This is a genomic window from Mixta theicola, from assembly GCF_002895925.1.
In the GTDB taxonomy this organism is placed as follows: Bacteria; Pseudomonadota; Gammaproteobacteria; order Enterobacterales; family Enterobacteriaceae; genus Mixta; species Mixta theicola.
In genome coordinates this window covers 53,045-71,586 of sequence record NZ_NWUO01000013.1, presented here as the reverse complement: position 1 = coordinate 71,586, position 18,542 = coordinate 53,045, and the positions used below count along the sequence as shown (strand labels likewise).

Genomic DNA, 18,542 nt, shown 5'->3' with positions numbered 1-18,542 from the left:
TGCAAGTCTGCCGGGCCGCCGCTGTTAATCCGGCTTATTAACTCTTCCGGGGTAATCAGATTCACTTATTTTATCGTGAGTTAGCCGCGCTCCATTTTGATTGTGTCAAAAGCTGGCCTGCATATTGCAACCCTTAGCTTACAGCCGCGATGCGCGCCTGAGCTGGTGATAACATTCGGGAACCCCGACGGAGGCAACATGAACTTAAGACGACTCAAATATTTCGTAAAAATCGTCGATATTGGCAGCCTGACCCAGGCGGCGGAAGTGCTGCACATCGCGCAGCCTGCGCTGAGTCAGCAGGTTGCCACACTGGAAAGCGAGCTGGACCAACAGCTGCTGATCCGTACCAAACGCGGCGTAACGCCGACCGGGGCGGGGAAAATTCTTTATGCGCACGCGCGTACCATTTTGCGTCAGTGTGAACAGGCGCAAATGGCGGTGATCAATGCCGGACAGACGCTGAACGGTCAGGTTTCTATCGGCCTCGCGCCGGGTACCGCCGCTTCATCGCTGACCATGCCGCTGTTGCAAACGGTGCGTGAAGAGTACCCGGAAATTCTGGTTTATCTGCATGAGAACAGCGGCTCCTCGCTGAATGACAAGGTTATGAACGGACAGCTCGATATGGCGGTGCTGTATGACCGTACGCCGCTGGCGGGCATTACCAGTACGCCGTTGATGAAAGAGGATCTTTATCTGGTCGGTGCCAGCGATGCGCCCGGCGCAACGGTTGATTTAGCCGAGGTGGCGCAGATGAACCTCTTTTTACCGCGTGATTACAGTGCGGTGCGTAAGCGGGTGGATGAAGCTTTTTCATTGCGTCGCCTGAGCGCGCGCATTATCGGCGAAATCGAATCGCTTGCGACGTTGACCGCCGCCGTCTCCAGCGGTATGGGCGCAACGGTGCTGCCGGAGTCGGCGGCGCGGGCGCTGGTTAGCGCAACCAGCGGCTGGATGGCGCGCATCAATTCACCTTCGCTTAATTTACCGCTGTCGCTGAATATCTCTACGTGTTTGCCGCTGTCGCCTTCCGCCCAGGCGGTGAAAAATATTCTGCTGACGTTGCTGAATAAGCCCGCGCTGGAAGAGCAGGAGCTGATGCTGGTGGGTTAAACGCCTTTTACTACGGACGGGCTGGCTAATCGTGGCTAACCGTCCGCCGACTTATCTCATAATGGCATAACAAACTGTTTTTTATTATTTGTAGCTATCAATAAGCCTGCTTAACATAAAGGCAATATTGACCGCCAGATAAGGAGAAACGGTGTGAACTTTCAACAGCTTAAAATTATCCGTGAAGCCGCACGCTGTGAGTTTAACCTGACGGAAGTCGCCAACACGCTTTTCACCTCGCAGTCTGGCGTCAGCCGTCATATACGCGATCTGGAAGATGAACTGGGCGTGGATATTTTTATCCGTCGGGGCAAACGGCTGCTGGGAATGACCGAGCCGGGTAAAGCGCTGCTGACCATCGCCGAGCGCATTCTTGATGAGGCAAGCCGGGTGCGTCGGCTGGCGGATGTTTTTACCAACGAAACCAGCGGCGTGCTAACCATTGCCACCACCCATACTCAGGCGCGCTACAGCCTGCCAAAAGTCATCAAAGCCTTTCGTGCCCTCTGGCCGCAGGTGCGCCTGGAGCTGAATCAGGGATCGCCGCAGGAAATTGTGGCGATGGTCTCTGCCGGTGAGGCGGATATTGGTATTGCCAGCGAGCAGCTGGTTAATCAACCTGCGCTGGCGGCCTTTCCGTGGTTTAGCTGGCATCATGCCCTGCTGGTGCCGAAAGGGCACGCGCTGGAGCAGGAACCGCAGCTCTCGCTGACGGCGCTTAGCCGCTATCCGCTGATTACCTACCGCCAGGGCATTACCGGGCGCTCGCGTGTCGATCGCGCCTTTCAGGCTGCCGGGCTGAAGCCGGATATTATCCTCAGCGCGCAGGACTCTGACGTTGTGAAAACCTATGTAGAGCTGGGGCTGGGCGTGGGCATTCTTGCCGATCAGGCGTGTCAGCTGGATGCGCAGTCGTCACTGACGCGGCTTGATGCGCACCATCTGTTTGAAGCCAGCACCGTCTGGCTGGCGCTGAAGCGCGGGCAGCTACAGCGTAACTACGTCTGGCAGTTCCTTGAATTATGCAACGCCAACCTGTCGCTGGAAGAGATCAAACGCCAGGCGCTCAGCGTGCAGGCAGAGGAGCCGGTCATTGACTTTCAGATTTAATTTGCCTCTCCCGCGCCTTGCAGTTCATTAGCGCTGCGGCGAATGTCGCTATTTTCCGCCAGGGGACGATCATGGTTAATCGGATAATGAGGTTGCAAGCGGAGCCAGAATCACGCTGCTGCGCCAGCCGATGCAGCCGCAGGGCATGACCGCCCGGAGCCTGATAAGCCAGGCGATGGGCTAATCGTGACGGTCGTATTCTGAGCAGGTCAGCTATGCTTAAAGTCTGTGTAATCTGAGAGGGAAAAACAGACGATGGCAATGAAAACCAGCGATTTTTTTGTGGAGCGCCTGAAGGCGTGGGGCGTCACGCGGATTTACGGTTATCCCGGCGACGGCATCAACGGGGTGCTGGGCGCGATTCAGCGGGCGAATAAAGCGGGCGCCGGCATTGAGTTTATTCAGGTGCGCCATGAAGAGATGGCGGCATTTATGGCCTCAGGCCATGCCAAATTTACCGGCGAGCTGGGCGTTTGCCTCTCTACCGGCGGCCCTGGCGCCACGCATCTGCTGACCGGTCTGTATGATGCCAAACTGGATCACGCGCCGGTGCTGGCCATTTCAGGCCAGGCCGAAACCACCTCCCGCGCCTCTAACTATCAGCAGGAACTGAATCTCGATCGCGTCTTTTCTGACGTGGCTAATTTTGTACAGGAAGCGGCGGCTCCGGCGCAGGTGCGCCATCTGGTCGATCGTGGCGTGCGCATCGCCAAAGCGCAAAACGGCGTGGCGGTGCTGATCCTGCCGAAAGATTTGCAGGATGAGCCGTGGCAGGCGCCGCAGCATATTCACGGTTTTACCCATTCCGGCCCTGGCTATCAGCGGCCAAAAGTGGTGCCTTACGATGAGGATTTGCAGCGTGCCGCAGAGATCCTTAACGCCGGTAAAAAAGTAGCGATCCTGATTGGTTCCGGCGCGCGCGGCGCGGCCGTTGAGGTCGTGCAGGCGGCCAGTCTGCTGGGCGCGGGCGTGGCGAAAGCGCTGCTGGGCAAAGATGTCCTGCCGGACGATGCGCCTTTTGTGACCGGTTCTATCGGCCTGCTGGGCACCAAACCCTCTTCAGAAATGATGAAAAACTGCGACACGCTGTTGATGATCGGCAGCGGCTTCCCGTGGACGGAATTTCTGCCGGAAGAAGGCCAGGCGCGAGCGGTGCAGATCGATATTGATCCGGCGATGCTTGGCCTGCGCTATCCCTGTGAGGTTAATCTGCATGGCGACGCGGCGGAAACGCTGCGTGCGCTGCTGCCGCTGTTGACACATAAAGAAGATCGCAGCTGGCAAGAGAATATTGCGCGCCAGGTACAAGAGTGGTGGCAGGTAATGGAAGAGAGGGCGATGGCGCCTGCCAATCCGGTTAACCCGCAGCGCGTGGTATGGGAGATGTCGCCCCTGCTGCCGGAAGACGCTATTGTTACCTCTGATTCCGGCTCCTGCGCCAACTGGTTCGCCCGTGATTATCGGGTGAAGCAGGGACAGCGCGCCACGCTCTCCGGCGGCCTGGCCTGTATGGGCGCGGCGGTCCCGTACGCGATTGCCGCCAAGTTCGCTTTCCCGCATAAGCCGGTGGTGGCGCTGGTGGGTGATGGCGCGATGCAGATGAATAATCTGGCGGAGCTGATCACCATTCAGAAATACTGGCAGGGCTGGGGCGATGGTCGGCTGATTGTCTGCGTGTTTAATAACCAGGATCTTAACCAGGTCACCTGGGAGCAGCGCGTGATGGAGGGCAATCCGCGCTTTGAGGCCAGCCAGAGTATCCCCAACGTACACTACGCTGCCTTTGCGGAGATGCTCGGCCTGAAGGGCATTTTTGTCGACGATCCGGAAAAACTCAGCGCAGCCTGGCAGGAAGCGCTGAGCAGCGATCGACCGGTGGTGCTGGAAGTGAAGACCGATCCGGAAGTGGCGCCGCTGCCGCCGCATATAAACTTAAAACAGGCGAAAGCTTTTATGAGCTCCATGCTGAAGGGCGATCGCGGGGCCGCGCAGGTGATTGGTGATACCGCCAGCCAGCTGCTGAATGAAGTATTACCGACAAAAAAGAAATAACCTGAGGGGTGCAGAAACCGGTTCTGGGTGCTGACGGCTGGCAACCAGAACCCCAGGTTAAGGGATACAACCTGCGACCGGCCGATTCGGCAAATATTTGAATAAACCTGAAGGCATTAACCTATTTAAAACAGGCGAAGGCTTGCTGATACTCATCCTTTAAGTACAAAAAGTTAAAGGTGGTGTTCTGCATCGCCCGAACGCAAATAAGGAAAACAGTATGACAACAGTAACGCGCCCGGTATGGTTTATTACCGGCTGCTCTACCGGCTTTGGCCGTGAGCTGGCTGAACAGGCCATTGAACGTGGTTTTAACGTAGTGGTGACCGCCCGCGATGTGCAAAAAGTAGCGGATCTGGTGGCAGGGAAAGAGCAACAGACGTTGGCGCTGGCGCTTGATGTCACCGACAGCGCCAATATTGATAGCGCGGTCAAGGCAACGCTGGCGAAGTTCGGCACTATCGACGTGCTGGTTAATAACGCGGGCTATGGCTATCAGTCGTCGGTCGAAGAGGGCGTCGAAGCGGAGATCCGCGCGCAGTTTGATGCTAACGTTTTTGGCCTGTTCGCCATGACGCGCGCGGTGCTTCCGGCAATGCGCAAGGCGCGGCGTGGACACATTATTAATATCACCTCGGTAGCGGGGCTGATTGGTTTCCCTGGTTCCGGCTATTATGCCGCCAGCAAACATGCGGTGGAGGGCTGGTCAGATGCGCTGGCCGTTGAGGGCGCGCCGCTGGGCATTAAGGTCACCTGCGTCGAACCGGGCCCGTTCCGTACCGACTGGGCTGGACGCTCGCTGCATCAGACGGAAAACCGCATTGAAGATTATGCCGAAACCGCCGGCGCGCGCATGAAGAATACCGCTGGCTACAGCGGCAAACAGCCAGGCGATCCGGCGCGTGCCGCAGCGGCGATGATTGCGGTTACCGAAGATGCGCATCCGCCGCGTCATCTGGTGATGGGGGCTTTTGGCTTTGAAGCGGTCACCCATAAACTACGCGAGCGGCTGGCGCAGATTGAAGCATGGCAAGAGACCTCGCTCGGCACCGATTTCCCGCAGTAAAACGCCCGGTTAAATGACAGGGTGCCTGCGCAGCGCGCCCTGGCTTTCTCAGCCGTTAAAGAAAAGAAGCGTTTTATCCCGCCTTGCGCTTTTCCAGCATCGGGGCGATTTGGTCAGGCGGCACCGCCTGGCTAAACAGATAGCCCTGTAGCTGGTTGCAGCCCGCCTCGGCCAGCGCCGACATTTGTCCGTTCGTTTCCACCCCTTCGGCGGTGACGGTCAGGCCCATCGCATGACCAAGCCGCACCACAGACTCAACGATCGCCGTTGAGTTTTCCGCCACGCCCAGCGACTGGGTAAACGAGCGATCGATTTTAATTTTATCCACTGGAAAATTGCTTAAATAGTTCAGGCTGGAGTAGCCGGTGCCAAAATCATCCAGCGCGATACGAAAGCCTGCCTCACGCAGGGCGATGATAATGGTGCGTGCTTCACGCTCATCTTCAATCAATACGCCCTCGGTAATCTCCAGCTCAAGGTTGTGCGGATCGGCGCCTTCCATCTGCACAATATCCTTAAAGCGCTGCACAAACCCGGCGGCGCGAAACTGCAGCGGCGACACGTTAATAGCGATGGAGAGAGTGGGCCAGCGCAGCGAAACCTGGCACGCTTCGCGCAGCACCCATTCACCGATCTGCAAAATCAACCCGGTTTCCTCGGCAATCGGAATAAATTCCGACGGCGCGATAAAACCGCGCTGCGCATGTCGCCAGCGCAGCAGCGCTTCAAAACCTAAAATCTGCTCGCCCGCCACGTCCATCAGCGGCTGATACCAGACTTCCAGCCCCTGCTGCTGCTGCAGCGCATGGCGCAGTTCGGCGGCAATCTGCTGACGCGTTTGCACCGATTCGTCCATGGCGCGCGCGAAACGGCGGTACTGTGCCCGCCCCTCGTTTTTAGCTTCATACAGCGCAATATCCGCTTTGCGCATCAGATCCTGACGATCCAGCCCGTCCTGCGGCGCGATCGCGATGCCGATACTGGCGCCGATCCAGACCTCGCTGCCAAGCAGCATATAAGGCTCCGCCAGCGCATCAATAATTCCCTGACACAGCGTATCGACTTCGCTGAGATCCTGAATGTCTTCCAGCACAATAACGAACTCATCGCCGCCAATTCGTCCAACGGTATCAACGTCGCGCAGTAAGGTAGAAAGTCGGTGTGAAACTTCAATAATTAAATCGTCGCCGGCGTGGTGACCATAGGTATCGTTGATATTTTTAAAGCGATCGAGATCAAGCAGCAGCAGCGCCGCCTGACTGCGGCTGCGCGCTGCGCGCGCCAGCGCCTGCGTCAAACGCTCATCGATCAGCGCCCGGTTGGGCAGTCCGGTCAGTACATCATGAAACGCCAGATGCTGCGCCTGTGCTTCGCTGGCTTCCAGCCGCAGTATCGACTGCGTCAGCCGCAGACGCAGCCGCCAAAGGCGATATATCATGATAATACAAACCAGCGTGGTAACCAGCAGCACCGCGGCGAACAGCGGCATCAGCATCTTCATCATTTGGCTACCCGGCTGTTCCGGCCGCCAGGCGAAATAGCCGGCGGATAAGCCAAGACGCGAGATAAGTTGAAAGCGTACCTGACCCGTCGGCGCGGGTCGATCGCCGATATAGTGCAAACCATTAATCAGACTGTGCTGGGCCAGCTCGTTGAGAAAAGCATCGTCGAAATATTTAATGCCAACCAGCCTGAAGCCGCCGCTAATCTCTTCGTTGCTAATATTGTTGATGGCCACCAGCGCCGCGCGCCCGTCAATTCGGGCAAAATCAACCGTACCCTGAATGCCGCGGCCGCCGTGCGAACGATCCTGACGCAGCAGCCAGGGGGCCAGCGCCTCTTCAAACGCGCTCCAGTGGCGGTTATCAATGCGCTGACCGTTCTGCCAGCTGCTCAGTATCCGGCCATCTGGATCGAGGATGAAAATATCCTGGTGACCAAACATCTCATACAGCCAATGGCCCACGTTATCATCCAGCCAGCGCGGATCGACGTTGGGCTGCTGCAAATGCTGGTCTAAAGGTGGCCAGTTAGTCAGGCTGTGCAGCTGGCGAAAATGCTCGGTCATGCTCTGGGAAAAGGCGGATTTAATAATATTTTCCTGCTGTACGATCGCCTCGCTGTTGTTGTGTCGCGAGATCCACACCAGGCTGAAGCTGGCCGCGCACCAGGTAATGAGCAATACTGCCGCTAAAGGAAAAATAACTTCCCGAATAAACTCGCGTCGAAAACGTTCCGGAAGCTGATCTTTATTAAACATTTGCCCGCTCTTTTTACCGTTCTGTATCACTTAATTGTGACAGATAAAATAGATTTTGCTCCCTGACATCTGGCGTAGCGGTAAAACTACGGCTGTCATTTAAAACGGTGCGCAGAGTTATTTTTATTCATTATTGTTACTTTTTAAGGCCGCAGCGCTGGCCTTAACGCAAATTCATCCCGCTGCCATCACCGCGTAACCCGCCTGTCATTTAGCTGCGGCAAAGTAGTCACCGGGCTGTACCCTATTCGCTGCGGCAGAGCGAGGAAATAGCGACCGTTGCGCCGAGCCGACATCGGCACCCTGATGCTGATGCATTCTGTTAATTCTCCTCAATATGCCCGTACCCGCTTTAGCCAGAATTCGCTGGAGCAGGACTGCAATCCCGCCAGCGAACTTAACGCCTGAATATCTGACGATAAATAACGGAGAAAAACATGAGCTTACTGGCGAGCCTGAACCGTCCTGTAGTAGAGACGCAGCCCGTGCTGCGCCGAATTTTAAAAGCAATGAACGAAGCGGGCGTGGTCGTCACGCTGCCCTGCGCTCAGCGGTGGGCGGGCCTGTCGCCTGCGGCTACCGCGCTGCTCACGACCCTGAACGAAGCGGATACCCCGCTGTGGCTGGATGAATATCTGGATACGCCAGCGCTGCGCGAGCGCCTGCATCAGGCCAGTAGCGCGCCGCTGAGTCATCAACGGCCTGCGGCTCTGGCGCTGCTGCACAGCGACAGTAATCCCGATTTGCACGCCGTCGCGGCGGCGGGTGGGACGATGATTCTGGAGGTGCCGGCGCTTAACGGCGGCCTGACGCTGCGCCTGCGCGGTCCGGGCATTCAGGAACGCCGCGCCGTGGCGCCGCAGCTGCCGCCGCAGGTCATCGAATTTTTGCGTGAATGGCCGCTAAACGGGCAGGGCATTAATTTGCTGCTGACCTGCGGCGATATGCTGATGGTGCTGCCGCGTACCGCGCAGGTGGCTGTCTGTTGATTTAAGCTGGGCTGGCTGAGCGTCTGAGTACAGATTTAACGGAATGGCGGCTCGTTAAAAGTGCGTAGCTTACGCGAATGCAGCTTGTCGCCCTCGGCGCGCAGCAGCTCCACCGCCCGAATGCCGATTTGCAGATGTTCGGAAATGGCCCCCTCATAAAAGCGGTTAGCCTGGCCGGGCAGCTTAATCTCGCCGTGCAGCGGTTTATCGGAAACGCAAAGCAGGGTGCCGTAGGGCACGCGAAAGCGATAGCCCTGTGCGGCGATGGTCGCACTCTCCATATCCACTGCGACCGCACGGCTGAGATTAAAGCGCAGCGCCGAAGCTGAATAGCGCAGCTCCCAGTTGCGATCGTCGGTGGTGACCACCGTACCGGTACGCAGCCGCATTTTTACCTCTTCGCCCGGCATCCCGCTGATCTCCTTAGTGGCGTCATACAGCGCACGCTGCACCTCGGCAATGCTGGGGATTGGAATATCCGGCGGCAGCACCGCATCCAGCACGTGATCGTCACGCAGGTAGGCATGCGCCAATACATAATCGCCGATCTGCTGGCTTTCCCGCAGGCCGCCGCAGTGGCCGATCATCAGCCAGGCGTGCGGACGCAGCACCGCAAGATGATCGCAGATAGTTTTCGCATTCGACGGCCCGACGCCAATATTCACCAGCGTAATGCCATGCTGGTTCGGCGAAATCAGGTGCCAGGCGGGCATTTGATGCTTTTTCCACGCCAGATTGGTGAGCGCGGCTTCGGCATCCTCCGTTTCTTTTGCGATCAGCGCGCCGCCAGCGCAGGAGAGCGCGGTATACGGGCTGCTCTCATCGTTAATCTGCTCACAGGCCCAGCGCACAAACTCATCAACGTAGCGCGTATAGTTGGTAAACAGCACAAACGGTTGGAAATGCTCCGGCGGCGTGCCGGTGTAATGTCGCAGACGCGCCAGAGAAAAATCCGTACGCAGCGCGTCAAAATGGCTCAGGGGAAAAATGCTGGAGGTGTTAAAAATGCCGTCTGCCGTTTCATCGCCAATATTCGCCAGATCGGTAGTAGGAAAATGCTTTGCCAGCGCGCTGCTCATTGAGCGGTCCAGCCCAATATCGGAGCCGTCAATCACGTAAGGAAAAGGAATCTCCTGGCGCGACGGGCCAACGGCTATCGTGACGTCATAATCACGTTCGATAACCGCCAGCTGCTCGCGCAGATAATGGCGCAGCAGTTCCGGACGGGTAATGGTAGTGGCATAGCTTCCGGCGTGGCTGAATCGTCCCCATGCCCGGCTGCGGTTTTTTTGTGGTGAAGCGCCGTCCCAGCTGATACGCAGTTCCGGGTAGACGAACAGCCCATTGGCACGCGCCTGCGGATCCGGCAGCGTGCCTTCCTCGACAAAGGCTTTAATGGCGTCACGCAGGGCGCTCACCGCCTGGTAATAGAGCGCATCCAGCTGCTCCAGCGCCTGCGCCGTATTCAGTCCATTAGCGAAATGGTCGTTAGCCATTTTTCTCCTCCGGTTTTCAGCTTTGCGTTGCTCTATAGCTTAGAACCATTCCGCCAGAGGGGTTAGTCCGCTAACATTTTCTCCAGCGTAATCGGCAGATCGCGGATGCGTTTGCCGGTTGCGTGGAACACCGCATTGCTGATGGCGGCCGCCACGCTGACGATGCCCAGCTCGCCTACCGCTTTGCCGCCCAGCGCGCTGGCCTGATAGTCCGGTTCGCCGACGTTAATCGCTTCCATATGCGGAATGTCGGCGTTGACCGCCACCAGATAGTCCGCCAGGCTGGCGTTCAGCACGCGGCCATTATCATCATCGAGCAATCCTTCCTCCATCAGCGCCTGACCAATCCCCATCACCATCGCGCCGATCCACTGGCTTTCCGCCAGCTTCGGGTTATACAGACGGCCGCTATCGAAAGCGCCAACGATACGGCGCACCCGCACGGTGCCGAAATCCTCATCAACCGCCACCTCGACAAAAATAGCGCTCCAGCTGTGCGCCGAAAAACCGCCGGAGGTGGGCGGGATCATTTTTGACGAGGTGCGGTCAGCGGCCTCGCGATCTTTCTGCGTGGCGTTGGAAGGGAAAGTATCCGCCTGGACCTCCAGCGTTTCCCGTCCGGCGACGCGCAGCAGATCGGTAAAGCTCAGGCTGCTGCCCGGCTGGCTGAACAGCCGCAGCTGGCCTTCCGCCAGTATCACATCCTCGCGTCTGGCCCCGAATAGCGGCGATTCGGCGCTGCCGATCGCCAGCGTAATCAGCTCCTCGCGCAGCTTAAGGGCGGTTTTATACACGGCGGCGGTTAGCAGGTTCGCTAGCTGCGAGCCGCCGGCCACCGGCGCACGCGGTAGGTCGGTATCGCCCAGCAGCACATCGATCTGCTCTGACGGCACGCTCAGCACGTCGGCGGCGGTTTGCGCCAGAATGGTATAGGTGCCGGTGCCAATATCCGCACCGCTGCTGCGCACCTCCAGCCTGCCGTCCTGACTAAGTTTGATCCCCGCTTCGCCCGGCGTACGCCGCACCGGATAGCTGCCGGAAGCCATACCCCAGCCGATGCGCTGACGACCTTCGCGCAGGGTGCCAGGCGCCAGCGGGCGCTGCGCCCAGCCAAAAGCCTGTGCGCCGGCGGAATAAGCCTCGCGTAGCCGACGCGAGCTCCACGGCAGGTTGGCCTGCGGATCTTTCTCCGCGTAGTTGCGCAGGCGTAGCTCCAGCGGATCGAGCTTCAGCGCATACGCCAGCTCGTCCATCGCCACTTCCAGCGCCCAGCTGCTGGGGTTTTCGCCCGGCGCGCGCATCCAGCCGGGATTAACGGTGTTGACCGGCACCAGCCGATGACGGGAATGAAAATTAGGCACCGCATACATCAGCGCGGTAACCGAGTTGCACGGTTCAAGATGCGTATCCTCACGGGCGGTTTCGTTCCAGCTTTCATGGACGATCGCCTGTAGTTTGCCCTCGCTGTTGGCGGCCAGCGTAAGCTGCTGATGGGTGCGGGGGCGACCACCGAAGCCGGTAAAGGTTTGTCCTCGCGTTAGCACCAGTTTGACCGGGCGGCCCAGCGAGCGCGAGGCCGCGCAGGCCAGCGCTGAATGAGGCTGAATACCGCCTTTCGAACCGAAGCCGCCGCCGGTAAACGGCGAAAGAACCCGCACCTTCTCAATATCGATACCCATCCACTGCGAAACCACGTTGCGCGCGCCGCCGACCCACTGGCTCGGCTCCCACAAGGTCAGCTCGCCGTCGCGCCAGTCGGCAATGCAGCCGTGTAGCTCTATCGGCAGGTTATATTCGCGCGGCGTGGTATAGGTGCCGCTAATCGAGACGCTCGCCTGCTGCAGCGCCTGTTGGGCGTCGCCCCAGTCCACATCCAGATCGGCTACCGGCTTTGGCTGAGCGAGGGGATCGTCCGGATGGATAATCGCCGGTTGCGCAACGTAATCAATATGGATGCTGGCCGCTGCGGCCTGCGCCTGTTCCAGCGTTTCCGCTACCACCAGCGCCACATGCTGTCCATTCCAGCGCACGCGCGGGCTTTGCAGCGGCACAAAGGATTGCGCCGCCGCGCCGCCGTTGGCGAAGGTGGCGGGCGGATGAATGGTCAGCCCGCTTTCATGGGTGTAAACCGCCAGCACGCCCGGCATCTGGCGCGCGGTTTCGGCATCGATATGGCTGATTTCCCCTTCGGCAACTGAGGACTGCACCACCACCGCATGACACAGGTTATCTACCGGATGATCGACGGCGTAGCGCGCCTGCCCCATAATCTTCAGCTTTCCGTCGGCCCGATCGCGGCGGGTGCCCAGCCCCTGCAGCGCGTCGGCAGCGGTGCCGGGGTTATGTCGTTTAATGGTCTCGCTCATGCCATGCCTCCCGCGTTCAGCAACGCCCGCACGATAACGCGTGGCGCCAGCGTAATTTTGTAACCGTTGTGCGCCAGCGCGCTGGCTTCCTGCATGGACAGCGGCGCCAAATCGCGTAGCAGCTGCTCGTTAAACGGCTTGCCACGCAGCGCCTGTTCCAGCGCGCGTAGCCGCCAGGGCCTGGTCGCGACGCCGCCCAGCGCAATGCGTACCTCACGCAGCGTAACGCCATCCTCCTCCAGCTCCAGCCCGACGGCGGCACTGGCGGCGGCAAATTCATACGAACTGCGATCGCGTACTTTCAGATAATGCGAGCGCTGCAGGGCAGCGGTCAGCGGTATCTCTACGGCGGTGATTATTTCACCGGCATGTAAGTCCTGTTCCCGATCGGGACGATCGCCCGGCAGCAGTAAAAAATCTTCGACTGTTACGCGCCGCTGGTTGCCGTCCACCGCCTGCAGCAGCAGCGTGGCATCGAACGCGGTCAGCGCCACCGCCAGATCGCCCGGATAGACGGCAATGCACTGTTCGCTGTTGCCCAGAACCGCATGATTGCGGTTTATGCCGCTGCGGGCGGCGCAGCCGGAGCCGGGATGACGTTTGTTGCAGTTTTGATAGCCGCGCGGATCGCGAAAATAGCTGCAGCGCGTACGCTGCATAATATTGCCGCCGATGGTCGCCATATTGCGAAGCTGGGCGGAGGCGGCGCTGGTAAGGCTTTGTATCAATGCGGGCGCGACGTTTTGCAAGGCGTTGTGTTGCGCCACCTGACTCATTTTGCACAGGCTGCCGATGCGGATCACGCCATCGTCCAGCTCAATGGCCGACATCCCGGCTAAAGAGGTAATATCGATTAGCCGGTCAGGCTGTTCGACGTCGCATTTCATCAGGTCGATTAAGGTGGTGCCGCCTGCCAGGAAGCGGCTTCCCGGCACGCTGGTGGCTGCCGTCGCGCCGGCGATCTCTTCGGCGCGCAGATAGTCAAATTCTCTCATGCCGTCTGCTCCTGTTGCAGCTGCTGCGCCGCTTCGCGCACCGCCGCAACAATAAAGGGATAGGCGCCGCAACGGCAGATGTTGCCGCTCATATATTCGCGGATTTCATCGTCGCTGTTGGCATGACCTTCATTAATACAGGCCACGGCGGACATAATCTGGCCCGGCGTGCAGTAGCCGCACTGGAAGGCATCGTGGCGTAAAAAGGCCGCCTGCACCGCATGCAGCGTTTCATCCGGTCCAGCCAGCCCTTCGATGGTCGTGATTTCATGTCCTTCCGCCTGCGCGGCCAGCGTCAGGCAGCTTAATACCCGTTCGCCGTCGATATGCACGGTACAGGCGCCGCACTGACCGTGATCGCAGCCTTTTTTAGCGCCCGGCAGGTTAGCGTATTCGCGCAGGGCATCAAGAAGGGTTACGCGCGCATCAAGCGCCAGAGGGTGTTCTTTGCCGTTGATGCGCAGGCGCATTATTCGTTGCTGAGCCATAACGGTCTCCCATAACAGGATGAGGGGATGGCAGCAGCCGTGGCGCTTCAGCGCCTGGCAGCACTGCCCACATTGCGTTTATCAAAAAGTGTAGAGCAGGCCGCTGCGATGACGGCCCTTTATCCGGTAACCGGATAAGTGTAGACGCTATGAGTCGGTGACGAGAGGCGGCGGGGCAAAACAGGGGAAGCGGCAGGCCAGGCTGCCGCCTGCAGAAGACGCGCCTTAGTGGGTCATATGGCTGTGGGTGGGCGCGCCGGTTTGCAGCAGCACCAGCAGCTGAGAGAGCGGATTGCTGAGGATAAACTGGTGGCAGCCAGTATCCGCCATCAGCTGAGACATCGCCACCGCCAGGTTTGCCAGCGTGGTTTCCGGCGGCAAATTTTGCTGCCGTAGCAGGGAGAGCAACTCCTGAACGGAGTCCTGATTAGCCGCCGCCATCAGTTTTTGCGGCTGTTGAGGGAGGGTTTCATCGCACGGTTTCATTCGCCAGGCTCCTGACAATTAAGTTTCAGATAATCCTCAACGCTATATATTGGCCGATTCAGGAATTTCAAGCATAAAAAATCGGCGGTTATACGCCAAATCTAAGCGCTCCATGCCTTCTGACTGCAATCGATATGCGATCGCGGCGCAATATCGTTTATTCTGACCTGACGCTATGTATCAAACCGATCGAAGGAGAAACAAAATGAGTGAAGTTATCGCTATTGTCGCAACCGTGATCCCGAAAGCAGGCGAGGCGGAAATCGTTGAGCAGGCGCTGCGTACCGTAGAGCGCGCAGTACAGGGCGAGCCGGGTTGCCAGCAGTATCAGCTGCATCAGGATCTGGATAATCCGCAGCGCTTTGTCCTGCTGGAGCGCTGGGAATCCGCAGCGCATCTGCAGCAGCACAGTGAAGCCGCACCGTTTCTGCGCCTGATGGAAACCATTAAAGATCGCGCCGAGCTGCAGGTGATTAAACTGAAAGTGCTGGCCTGAGGTGATAAACCCGGCGCTAAATGCAAAAAACCGCCCAGGGAAACCTGAGCGGTTTTTTCACTCTGGCCGCCAGAGCGTGCTGAAGCAATCCATTAGTGAACACGATTTTGAAAACGTCGGGCTGCGTTACAGTTAGTGTCACTTTTCAGCGCGCTTCTCTGTGCTGAGACTGGTTTTGCGGGGCAGGCCGGTGCCGTTAAATATCAAACAGCGGCGCGCGCTTTTCTCCCAGCGACAGCAGATAATCCTGCGCGCTGGTTATCAGGCGCTGATAACGTTCGGGCTCCTGCGCGGCGACATTATGCTGCTCGCCGCTATCGATACGCAGGTTAAACAGCAGCGGTTGTTTTAACCGTACCGGCTGTCCGCCCTCATACTGTGTAAAAACCAGCTTATAATCTCCTTCGCGCCACGCCTCCATTTCGCCTTTGTAGAAGTAGGGCATAAAGGTGCGCGGGCTGGGCTGACGCTGTAAAAAAGCGGCGCTTAAATCAAAGCCATCCAGCGTTTGTTGTGCATGGGTGCTGCCGGTGAGCCTCATCAGCGTGGGCAGTAGATCGAGCGTGCTGCCAATATCTTCTACCACGGCTGGCTTGATTTTACCGGGCCAGTTAATAATAAAGGGCACGCGCAGGCCGCCTTCCCAGGCGGTGCTTTTTCCGTCGCGTAACGGCAGCGCCGAGCCGGAAATGCCATATTTGTCATACATCAACCAGGGACCATTATCAGAGGTAAACATGACGATGGTGTTTTCCGCCAGGTGGTTCTTTTCCAGCGCCTGATAAATCTGGCCCACTGACCAGTCAATCTCCAGCATAATATCGCCGTAGCGGTTATGACCCTTGCCTTTAAACTCTGGCGAGCCAAACAGCGGCACATGCGTTTGCGGGTAAGCCATATACATAAAGAAAGGGCGGTTCTTATGTTCGCCGATGTAGTTTACCGCTTTCTCCGTCACCACTTGCGTAAAGCTGGACTGTTGAAATCCTTGAGGCACCAGATAATCGACCTGCTTGCCTTTATATTGATAAGAGTGATAGAGCGGCACATTCCAGTACGCCTGGCGCGGCTGGCTGTTGCTTTTTTCGACGATGGCAAGGGTATTTTTAAAGATCTGCGGATCGGAGGAGGTCAGGCCATCAAACAGATCGACCTGCGTACTGTAACAGTCGTTACTGATGGGAATGCCGAACCATTCGTCAAAGCCGTGGCGGGTGGGAAAATCCTGCGCATGATTGCCGAGATGCCATTTGCCGTACATGATGGTGTGATAGCCATTTTGCCGCAGCGAGTCGGCGATAGTCAGCTCATCGGCGGGAAAGCCGTCGGGATCTTTTTCCAACAGTACCGGCGTTTGCGTGCCATACAGCCCGGTGCGCGTCTCCAGCCGTCCGGTCATCAGCCCGCCACGGCTGGGCGAACAGACCGGTGAGGAAACATAAAAATTAGTCCAGCGCTGGCCGGTCGCCGCCAGTCGGTCAAGATGCGCGGTAGGCGTTTTTGCGCCCTGAACGGAAATATCGGCCCAGCCCATATCATCAGCGAACAGTAAAATAATATTGGGACGGGCAGTTAAAGCCGAAGGGTTTGCCAGCGCCGGCGCCGCCATTAATGCAAGGCTTACCGCCGCCAGACTCAGTTTAGCGTTCATGTTTTCTCCCTTTTACAGTAACGGTAATGCGTAAAATAAATTAGCCCTGTGTCGGCTAATTATTTAAAACAACAGGTAAAGCGCTTTACTCTCCGCTTTCCCGGACGGGCGGATAAAGAGCATAAAAAAAACCTGACGATGGCGCATACTGGCCAGCATCAGGTTTCGCCTCATCATTCGAGTTACGATCGCCCTGTTAACATCCTCTTTTTAAATTAAATTGCAAATGCCGGATTTATTATTGTGATCTTCTTCATGAGGTTTTTTATTTCCGCCGCTAAAAATTGATATATAACAAACAAGTGGAATATGTTTTGATTTTTTCGTTGCCTGAAAATAACTATTAAATTATGAATTTAAAAGGCTGTTTTTCTTAAAGGGTTTTAATGAATGATTAAATATCAGAGTAAATAGATGTATTAATCCAGTGGCGAACATCCCTTTCTTTGCACTATTTGGCTACCACGATTGCCATATTAATATTACCGATGGCCGTTACGTTTATATGCGCTCGCCGACTTATACGATCCGGCATTGCCCGCACCGGCGCTGCCAGCGTTGCTTAATGTAATAAAAGGAGATCTGACATGACGGTAGCGGGTTGCCACGTAATGGCGAAACCGAGCGGTTCGGTCTGTAACATTGATTGCACCTACTGCTTCTATCTTGAAAAAGCGACGCTGTATCCTGAGCGGAACCAGAACTGGCGTATGTCGGATGAGACGCTGGAGCAGTTTATCCGCCAGCATATCACCGCACAAAACAGTGACCACGTTAACTTTGTCTGGCAGGGCGGCGAGCCGACCATGATGGGGCTGCCGTTTTTTCGCCGGGTGGTGGCGCTATGCGAGAAATACGCTAACGGCAGGACAACAGGCCATGCTCTGCAAACGAACGGTATTCTGCTGAATGACGCGTGGGCGAGCTTCTTTGCGGAACAGGGGTTCCTGATTGGTCTGTCGATTGACGGCCCGGCGCATCTGCATAACCCCTATCGGGTCAACCGCGCCGGGAAGGGAACGCATGAACAGGTGATGGCTGCAATGGCGCGACTAAAGGCGCACAGGGTCGAGTTCAACACCCTGACGGTGGTCGGTAAGCATAACGTTGATCAGGCGCGGGAAGTGTATGAGTTTCTGCTGGCGGCGGGTTCCCGCTATATTCAGTTTATTCCGCTGGTTGAACGGATGAGCACGGAAGCGACCCGCGTGTTGAACCTGGTGATGCCGGGCGAAAGCGCTGCGACGCTTGCACCCTGGACGGTACCTTCATGGCAGTACGGCGAATTTCTTAAGCAGATTTTTGATATTTGGGTTCGCCGCGATGTGAACCGCGTCTATGTACAGATGTTTGACGTCGCGCTGGCGGCCTGGACAGGACAGCCTCCGGTTCTGTGCGTTCACGCGGAAACCTGCGGACATGCGTTTGCGCTGGAATCAAATGGCGATCTGTATAACTGCGACCATTTTGTCTATCCGGAGCACCTGCTGGGCAATATTCATCAACACAGCATTCAGGAGCTGAATAACAGCGAACGGGCCATTGCTTTTGGACAGGCGAAACGGGAGACGTTAACCGCTGATTGCCGTCGCTGCGATTACCGCTTTGTTTGTCACGGCGGCTGTCCGAAACATCGCTTTGCCGTGTCACCCTCCGGGCATCCCGGCCATAACTATCTCTGTGCAGGCTATAAACATTTTTTCCAGCATATTACACGCGCTATGAACGTATGGCGGCAATTGCTGGATCAAGGCTATCCGATCCCTGCGATTATGCAGTGGCTGGCGCAGAAGACGCACGCAACGTCCGGGGCGACAGGGCGCAACGAGCTTTGTCCGTGCGGAAGCGGAAAGAAATACAAGCGATGCTGCGGTTAATATACTACAGAGGAATCGTGTGAACGGGGCGCATATTACCAACCCGGCGAGAAATAGCTGCTGGAGAAGTTATCTAATATAATTTTCTCCTTAA

Annotated in this window: 15 protein-coding genes; 8 read left to right on the top strand and 7 right to left on the bottom strand. The window is 57.2% G+C overall.

Annotated elements, in window-relative coordinates:
* Nucleotides 1–198 precede the first annotated feature (198 nt).
* The 4 genes from nac to COO59_RS16270 all read left to right on the top strand — a co-directional run bounded on the left by nac (nucleotide 199) and on the right by COO59_RS16270 (nucleotide 5,344).
* A complete protein-coding gene (gene nac / locus COO59_RS16285) occupies nucleotides 199–1,116 on the top strand; it encodes a nitrogen assimilation transcriptional regulator NAC (RefSeq protein ID WP_103060808.1) in 918 nt (305 codons plus the stop codon).
* 153 nt (nucleotides 1,117–1,269) lie between these two features.
* On the top strand, nucleotides 1,270–2,226 hold the full coding sequence (gene cbl, locus COO59_RS16280) for an HTH-type transcriptional regulator Cbl (RefSeq protein ID WP_103060807.1): 957 nt from the start codon (nucleotides 1,270–1,272) through the stop codon (nucleotides 2,224–2,226).
* Nucleotides 2,227–2,481: 255 nt separating this feature from the next.
* Entirely contained in the window at nucleotides 2,482–4,278 is a 1,797-nt protein-coding gene (locus COO59_RS16275) for a thiamine pyrophosphate-requiring protein (RefSeq protein ID WP_103060806.1), read from the top strand.
* A gap of 220 nt (nucleotides 4,279–4,498) precedes the next feature.
* Nucleotides 4,499–5,344 carry an oxidoreductase gene (locus COO59_RS16270; RefSeq protein ID WP_103060805.1) on the top strand — a complete coding sequence of 282 codons (846 nt, stop codon included), beginning with the start codon at nucleotides 4,499–4,501 and terminating at the stop codon, nucleotides 5,342–5,344.
* Nucleotides 5,345–5,417: 73 nt separating this feature from the next.
* On the opposite strand, the gene COO59_RS16265 is transcribed toward COO59_RS16270, so the two are convergent.
* The gene (locus COO59_RS16265) at nucleotides 5,418–7,604 is read right to left on the bottom strand and encodes a putative bifunctional diguanylate cyclase/phosphodiesterase (protein ID WP_103060843.1); all 2,187 of its coding nucleotides are present in this window, start codon (nucleotides 7,602–7,604) and stop codon (nucleotides 5,418–5,420) included.
* A gap of 279 nt (nucleotides 7,605–7,883) precedes the next feature.
* Between COO59_RS16265 and COO59_RS21510 the strand changes: the two genes are divergently transcribed.
* Together COO59_RS21510 and phnH are read left to right on the top strand one after the other, a co-directional pair.
* Complete coding sequence (locus COO59_RS21510; protein ID WP_276308277.1) at nucleotides 7,884–8,012, top strand: hypothetical protein; 129 nt, start codon at nucleotides 7,884–7,886, stop codon at nucleotides 8,010–8,012.
* A 29-nt stretch (nucleotides 8,013–8,041) separates the two neighbouring features.
* Nucleotides 8,042–8,593 (top strand): phosphonate C-P lyase system protein PhnH, encoded by a 552-nt coding sequence (gene phnH / locus COO59_RS16260; RefSeq protein ID WP_103060804.1) that lies wholly within the window; start codon nucleotides 8,042–8,044, stop codon nucleotides 8,591–8,593.
* A 35-nt stretch (nucleotides 8,594–8,628) separates the two neighbouring features.
* On the opposite strand, the gene COO59_RS16255 is transcribed toward phnH, so the two are convergent.
* From COO59_RS16255 to COO59_RS16235, 5 genes are all read right to left on the bottom strand, one after another.
* Nucleotides 8,629–10,089, bottom strand: coding sequence for an AMP nucleosidase (locus COO59_RS16255; protein ID WP_103060803.1), 1,461 nt, complete (start codon nucleotides 10,087–10,089; stop codon nucleotides 8,629–8,631).
* A 62-nt stretch (nucleotides 10,090–10,151) separates the two neighbouring features.
* Complete coding sequence (locus COO59_RS16250; RefSeq protein ID WP_103060802.1) at nucleotides 10,152–12,455, bottom strand: xanthine dehydrogenase family protein molybdopterin-binding subunit; 2,304 nt, start codon at nucleotides 12,453–12,455, stop codon at nucleotides 10,152–10,154.
* On the bottom strand, nucleotides 12,452–13,450 hold the full coding sequence (locus tag COO59_RS16245) for an FAD binding domain-containing protein (protein WP_103060801.1): 999 nt from the start codon (nucleotides 13,448–13,450) through the stop codon (nucleotides 12,452–12,454). The genes COO59_RS16250 and COO59_RS16245 overlap by 4 nt, the downstream gene beginning before the upstream one ends.
* Nucleotides 13,447–13,938: a (2Fe-2S)-binding protein gene (locus COO59_RS16240; protein ID WP_103060800.1), complete on the bottom strand. Its 492-nt coding sequence runs from the start codon at nucleotides 13,936–13,938 to the stop codon at nucleotides 13,447–13,449. Before COO59_RS16240 ends, COO59_RS16245 begins: the two co-directional genes overlap by 4 nt.
* Nucleotides 13,939–14,163: 225 nt before the next feature.
* A complete protein-coding gene (locus tag COO59_RS16235) occupies nucleotides 14,164–14,424 on the bottom strand; it encodes a hypothetical protein (protein ID WP_103060799.1) in 261 nt (86 codons plus the stop codon).
* Between the two features lie 205 nt (nucleotides 14,425–14,629).
* Between COO59_RS16235 and COO59_RS16230 the strand changes: the two genes are divergently transcribed.
* Nucleotides 14,630–14,920 carry a putative quinol monooxygenase gene (locus COO59_RS16230; RefSeq protein ID WP_103060798.1) on the top strand — a complete coding sequence of 97 codons (291 nt, stop codon included), beginning with the start codon at nucleotides 14,630–14,632 and terminating at the stop codon, nucleotides 14,918–14,920.
* 196 nt (nucleotides 14,921–15,116) lie between these two features.
* Here COO59_RS16230 and COO59_RS16225 read toward each other — a convergent pair whose 3' ends face one another.
* A complete protein-coding gene (locus COO59_RS16225) occupies nucleotides 15,117–16,571 on the bottom strand; it encodes a sulfatase-like hydrolase/transferase (protein WP_103060797.1) in 1,455 nt (484 codons plus the stop codon).
* A gap of 587 nt (nucleotides 16,572–17,158) precedes the next feature.
* On the opposite strand from COO59_RS16225, the gene COO59_RS16220 reads away from it, so the two are divergent.
* Nucleotides 17,159–18,448, top strand: a complete 1,290-nt coding sequence (locus COO59_RS16220; protein ID WP_103060796.1) for an anaerobic sulfatase maturase — start codon at nucleotides 17,159–17,161, stop codon at nucleotides 18,446–18,448.
* Nucleotides 18,449–18,542 lie beyond the last annotated feature (94 nt).

Excerpts from the sequence above, each read along its gene's own strand:
- nac (WP_103060808.1), top strand. The coding sequence starts at position 199 with ATGAACTTAAGACGACTCAAATATTTCGTAAAAATCGTCGATATTGGC.
- COO59_RS16275 (WP_103060806.1), top strand. The coding sequence starts at position 2,482 with ATGGCAATGAAAACCAGCGATTTTTTTGTGGAGCGCCTGAAGGCGTGG.
- COO59_RS16270 (WP_103060805.1), top strand. The coding sequence starts at position 4,499 with ATGACAACAGTAACGCGCCCGGTATGGTTTATTACCGGCTGCTCTACC.
- COO59_RS16265 (WP_103060843.1), bottom strand. The coding sequence starts at position 7,604 with ATGTTTAATAAAGATCAGCTTCCGGAACGTTTTCGACGCGAGTTTATT.
- phnH (WP_103060804.1), top strand. The coding sequence starts at position 8,042 with ATGAGCTTACTGGCGAGCCTGAACCGTCCTGTAGTAGAGACGCAGCCC.
- COO59_RS16255 (WP_103060803.1), bottom strand. The coding sequence starts at position 10,089 with ATGGCTAACGACCATTTCGCTAATGGACTGAATACGGCGCAGGCGCTG.
- COO59_RS16250 (WP_103060802.1), bottom strand. The coding sequence starts at position 12,455 with ATGAGCGAGACCATTAAACGACATAACCCCGGCACCGCTGCCGACGCG.
- COO59_RS16245 (WP_103060801.1), bottom strand. The coding sequence starts at position 13,450 with ATGAGAGAATTTGACTATCTGCGCGCCGAAGAGATCGCCGGCGCGACG.
- COO59_RS16240 (WP_103060800.1), bottom strand. The coding sequence starts at position 13,938 with ATGGCTCAGCAACGAATAATGCGCCTGCGCATCAACGGCAAAGAACAC.
- COO59_RS16235 (WP_103060799.1), bottom strand. The coding sequence starts at position 14,424 with ATGAAACCGTGCGATGAAACCCTCCCTCAACAGCCGCAAAAACTGATG.
- COO59_RS16230 (WP_103060798.1), top strand. The coding sequence starts at position 14,630 with ATGAGTGAAGTTATCGCTATTGTCGCAACCGTGATCCCGAAAGCAGGC.
- COO59_RS16225 (WP_103060797.1), bottom strand. The coding sequence starts at position 16,571 with ATGAACGCTAAACTGAGTCTGGCGGCGGTAAGCCTTGCATTAATGGCG.
- COO59_RS16220 (WP_103060796.1), top strand. The coding sequence starts at position 17,159 with ATGACGGTAGCGGGTTGCCACGTAATGGCGAAACCGAGCGGTTCGGTC.